The organism is Enterovibrio nigricans DSM 22720, from assembly GCF_900167155.1.
GTDB classification, from domain to species: domain Bacteria; phylum Pseudomonadota; class Gammaproteobacteria; order Enterobacterales; family Vibrionaceae; genus Enterovibrio; species Enterovibrio nigricans.
This window is the reverse complement of record NZ_FUXU01000152.1, coordinates 1-4,484: the sequence shown is the minus strand read 5'-3', so window position 1 is coordinate 4,484 and position 4,484 is coordinate 1. Positions and strand designations below refer to the sequence as shown.

At 47.6% G+C, this 4,484-nt stretch carries 3 protein-coding genes; all 3 read right to left on the bottom strand.

Going from position 1 to position 4,484, the window contains the following annotated elements; genetic code table 11:
- Positions 1-72: 72 nt before the first annotated feature.
- Positions 73-654, bottom strand: a complete 582-nt coding sequence (locus B5D35_RS22835) for an AAA family ATPase (RefSeq protein ID WP_078754706.1) — start codon at positions 652-654, stop codon at positions 73-75.
- Between the two features lie 381 nt (positions 655-1,035).
- Positions 1,036-3,531 carry a GH92 family glycosyl hydrolase gene (locus B5D35_RS22830; protein WP_078754705.1) on the bottom strand — a complete coding sequence of 832 codons (2,496 nt, stop codon included), beginning with the start codon at positions 3,529-3,531 and terminating at the stop codon, positions 1,036-1,038.
- Positions 3,532-3,585: 54 nt separating this feature from the next.
- Positions 3,586-4,484, bottom strand: an 899-nt coding sequence (locus B5D35_RS22825; protein WP_139367850.1) for a glycoside hydrolase domain-containing protein, incomplete at its 5' end; no start/stop codon positions are given.

Below are 4,484 nucleotides of genomic sequence, written 5' to 3'. Positions count from 1 at the left end.
AATTCTTCTGGATAGCGTTTTCCGCTCATAGCAACACCTCATAGTTTGTTCAATTATATAGCTATTGAGTGTCTAGAGAAGCGGGGTCTTACCAGTAAACTCGACAAAGTCTCCAACATGTTTTTTGTAGATATCTTCTTGAGTAAAATCTAAGTTCGTTCTGACAAAGGCGATAGCCTCATATGTATCTCTATTTATAACTTGTCCTAACGCAAATCCATCAAACGCATCTTTTCTTTCTTCTTTTGTTTTTAAGTCTTTGGTTAACTCAAAAAGCGAATGTCGGATATGAAACTTAGGACGAAATACGTATGTATACGTACCTTTTCCCGTTGATTCTAGTTTTCTATCTTTATTCATAACGTAGTTAGCTAGAACCTGTTCTTCTTCAGAATTGCAAAGATCATTGAACTCAATCGCTATCACAATCCAGTTTCCAAATGGCTGCCTAAGACCTCTATGAAAATCTTCACTCTGGAGTTGTTTTGCGTTAGAAGGTAATGACTCGTCTAAAACCAATCTCATCGCTTGAAACACGTTAGTTTTACCAGCTGCGTTTTCTCCGATGATTGTATTAACAGAATCCTTCACAAATGAGAAAGTGACGTTCCTAAAGTTCTTGTAATTGACGATTGATAAACTACTGATGTACATGAACTATGACTTTTAGTTTTGAGAATAGTATGGTGCTAATACTATCTAAAAAGTCAGTTATACCACAGGATAAATATCAATATATTGCATATAAAGCTTCTGCGCCTACAGGGATATATGCACCTGATGAGTTAGTGAAAGTCTGTAGCCGCTAAATACCTAAACCAACTTAAGACTGTGTCCGAAATTGATTATTCATCGCACAATTGTGTATGCCTTACGAAAACTAATCGGACTCACGGTATCTCGATGGGTTACTCAAACGCACTTTTGTCCAAATTATATTCCACCAGCAACACTCCCCACCGCCATAAAAAAGCCGCTCGTAGGGGAGCGGCAAACGGTGTGAATATAATTGTAATAGTTATGGTGTGAGTACTTTTAAGGCTGAATCACCATCGCCTCTGATTTCGACCCCGTCATCACAAAACGCAGTTCACCACCCGCTTTGATGTCTGAGTGAGTGAAGAACAAACCGTCTTCTAATGCATTGCCATTGATGGTTACCGACTTCACGTACAGATTGTCTGCGCCATTGTTCTCAGCAATGATCTTGAATGTTCCGCCTTCAACCGGAATCGTCACCGCATCAAACAAAGGACGACCAATGGTGTAAGTTGGATCCGCCGCATTCACTTGGTAGAAGCCCATCGCAGACATCACATACCAGGCTGACATCGCGCCCACGTCTTCGTTGCCGATCACGCCATGCGGTTCCGCGAAGTACATGTCATTCAAGATATAGTCAACAACTTCTTGCGTTTTCCATGGCTCTGCAGTCCAGTTGTACAGGTAAGGAATGTGGTGTGATGGCTCATTGCCAAACGCCACCTGACCAATCAAACCCGACATATCTGGCGTTTCAGTGCCTTGGCTTTCAGCCGTGAATGTGGCTTCCAAGTTGGTGAGGAACGCACTTTCGCCGCCCATGATCGCTTTGAGACCCGCGATGTCGTGTGGGACAAACCATGTCCATTGCCATGCATTGCCTTCGGTGTAGTTACCCGTTTCATGCGCCGTACCATACGGGTCGAATGGAGCCATAAACGTCCCGTCCATCATGACCGGACGCATAAAGCCTGTTACCCCGTAGTCTGCGTACTCCATCGGGTTGTTATCGAAGTAATGCGTGTAGCCTTTTGAGCGTGCGAGGTAGGTTGCTTCCGCGCGGGTGTCACCCGCCGCTTTTGCGATTTGTGCAATAGCCCAGTCATAGAAGGCGTTCTCCAAGCCATATGACACAGACTCGATGGTGTAATCCGGATTAACCGGTTCACCGTTTTCACGCTGGATCGCAGGGGCAAAACCTTCCTTCTCGATGTAGTCGATATGCTTGGTCAGGGTGCGGTCCAATACCGGCACATCCCACTCCGTTGCGAGTGCGGCGTAATTGTCGTAAGTTGACGATTCAATCGCTGCTTTCAACGCGAGCGCTTTTTCATATTGGGTGAAAGCGTCAGGGAATTTGGTGATAGCATCTGCAATCACAGCAACCGCTGGGTAACCCACCATGGTGCCGGTTTCATCGCCCAAGTGTTCCCATTTTGGCAGCAAACCGCTTTCAGTGTATTTCTGAACCAGGTTCTTCGCGTACTGAACCGCGCGTGTAGGTTCAGTGATGGTTTTCAATGGGTGTAGAGCTTTGTGCGTATCCCACAAGGAGTAAACCGAGAAGTTAGGCAGCTCTTCAGTGGCTTGACCGTACGCGATGGAATACTCGCCTTCGCCATTACGGATAGAGCCTTTGCCCATGCCACGGAATTGCCCATCAACATCTTGATGCACCTGAGGTGCGATTTTGGTGTGGTAAAGCGCAGTGTAGAAAATCTCTTTCTGCTCTGCCGTACCGCCTTCAATGCTGAGGTTCAGGGCATTGGCCCATTTCTCACTCGCTTGCTTGCGTGCTTCATCAAACGACAAACTCGCTTCTGCTTGGTGGTTTCTTTGCGCGCCACCCGCATCAACGGCCGAGATCGCGACCTGTGCATTTAGGGCTTGTGAACCACCTTGTTCAAATTCCACGTAGGCGGTGACATCGGCTTTAATACGTTTAACAGGTTCACCTGCATTGTCATAAACCAGTTCAGAAATATGCTCGGCACTCAAACCATCAACCGCTTTTCCGCCCACGAGCAGTTGCACATTTTTGATTTTCTTGTCGAAGGTGGCATAGAAGAAGATTTTTTGGTTCTTCGCCCAGCCGGAGAAATGCGCCGCATCACGCTCGCCTGTGATGGTGTAACCATCGTCACTGACGGTCAGTTTATTGCGCAGAGAGGTTGAGCCCCAATCGCTGTTGAGGATTGAGTTTAGGTCGATCTTCAAACGCTGTGGCTGCCCTACTGGGTACGTATAACGGTGGAAACCCACGCGCTCTGAAGCAGTCAGTTCAGCTTTGATACCGTTCTCAGCGATGTTTACTGAGTAGTAGCCCGCTTCTGCAACTTCAGAGGCTTTGTCCATCTTAACTGAGATTGCCTCGCGGTAATCGTCCGAGTCTTCAATGTATTTGGCGTTATCTTCGGTAAATGGAAGGAACAGAATGTCACCCAACCCGCCCATACCGGTGCCAGAAAGGTGCGTGTGAGAGAAGCCAAACAGGGTGTCTTTGTCGTAGTGGTAACCGGATGAAGAGTGCCACCCCATAAGCTCGGTATCTGGCGACAGTTGCACCATGCCCTCAGGCACGACGGCGCCCGGGAAGGTGTGGCCGTTAAAGCCAGTACCAATAAACGGGTCAACGTATTTCAGAACATCCTGTTCTGAAGGGATAACACCTGTATTCGGGTCTGAATCGGTTGAGCTAGAGTTACAGCCAAACAAGAAAAGTGCCGAAGAAACTGACAACGCCACTTTTGAAACACGAGAAATAGACATAGAGAATTCCTTGAAAAAGATGCCGCGCAGTGGCGGCATCGGGTCTATCAACAATTAGATTTTTGCCTGCATGGCTTCTTTTTTGTCGCCGGTCATCACGAAGCGCAACTCGCCGCCTGCTTTGATTTCACTGTGCTCAAAGGTCAGTTCCTTAGAGAGTTCGTTGCCATTGATGGTGACGGATTTCACGTACTTGTTATGTGGGCTGTTGTTGTCAGCAATGATCTTGAATGTGCCGCCGTCGACGTCAATATCCACTTGATCAAACAATGGACGACCGATGGAGTAAGACGGATCAGCTGGAGACACTTGGTAGAAGCCCATCGCCGACATGATGTACCACGCTGACATCTGGCCGACGTCCTCGTTACCAATCAAACCTGTCGGTTCGATGGTGTACATTTCTGCCATGATGCGGTCGAGGTACTCTTGCGCTTTCCAAGGCTCATCGGTCAGGTTGTAAAGATACGGAATGTGGTGCGAAGGCTCATTGCCGTGCATGTATTGGCCGATATATCCGGTCAAGTCAGGCAATTCTTCACCCGTGTTTGATGAACGCGCAGTGAATAGCTCATCCAAGTCTTCGCGAAACGCTTTCTCAGGTGTCGTTTCTTTGCTGTTCGCCACATCTGCGTTGTAGATTTCTTGCTTCAGACGCGCAAAGTCATGCATTGGCTGGAACTTCCATTGCCACGCATTCCCTTCGGTGAAGGCAAACTCATCAACGTAATACGGGTCAAATGGCAATAACGGACATTCTAGCGATTCACCGCTTGGGTGATTTGGCCACGCAACCGTCACACACTCATCTTCGCGCGATTCGTCAACAGGCTGGTTAAATGCTAGTGGTGGCTTGTTTGCGCTTGAACTGTTTGGGTGGTTTTTCGGGCGCAAGAAGCCGGTTTCTGCATCCCAGTGGTTCAACCAATTGTCTGCGCGAGCAAGAAACTCAT

What these genes read in the sequence shown, in the direction of transcription:
- B5D35_RS22835 (WP_078754706.1), bottom strand. Translation starts at nt 654, where the DNA reads ATGTACATCAGTAGTTTATCAATCGTCAATTACAAGAACTTTAGGAAC.
- B5D35_RS22830 (WP_078754705.1), bottom strand. Translation starts at nt 3,531, where the DNA reads ATGTCTATTTCTCGTGTTTCAAAAGTGGCGTTGTCAGTTTCTTCGGCA.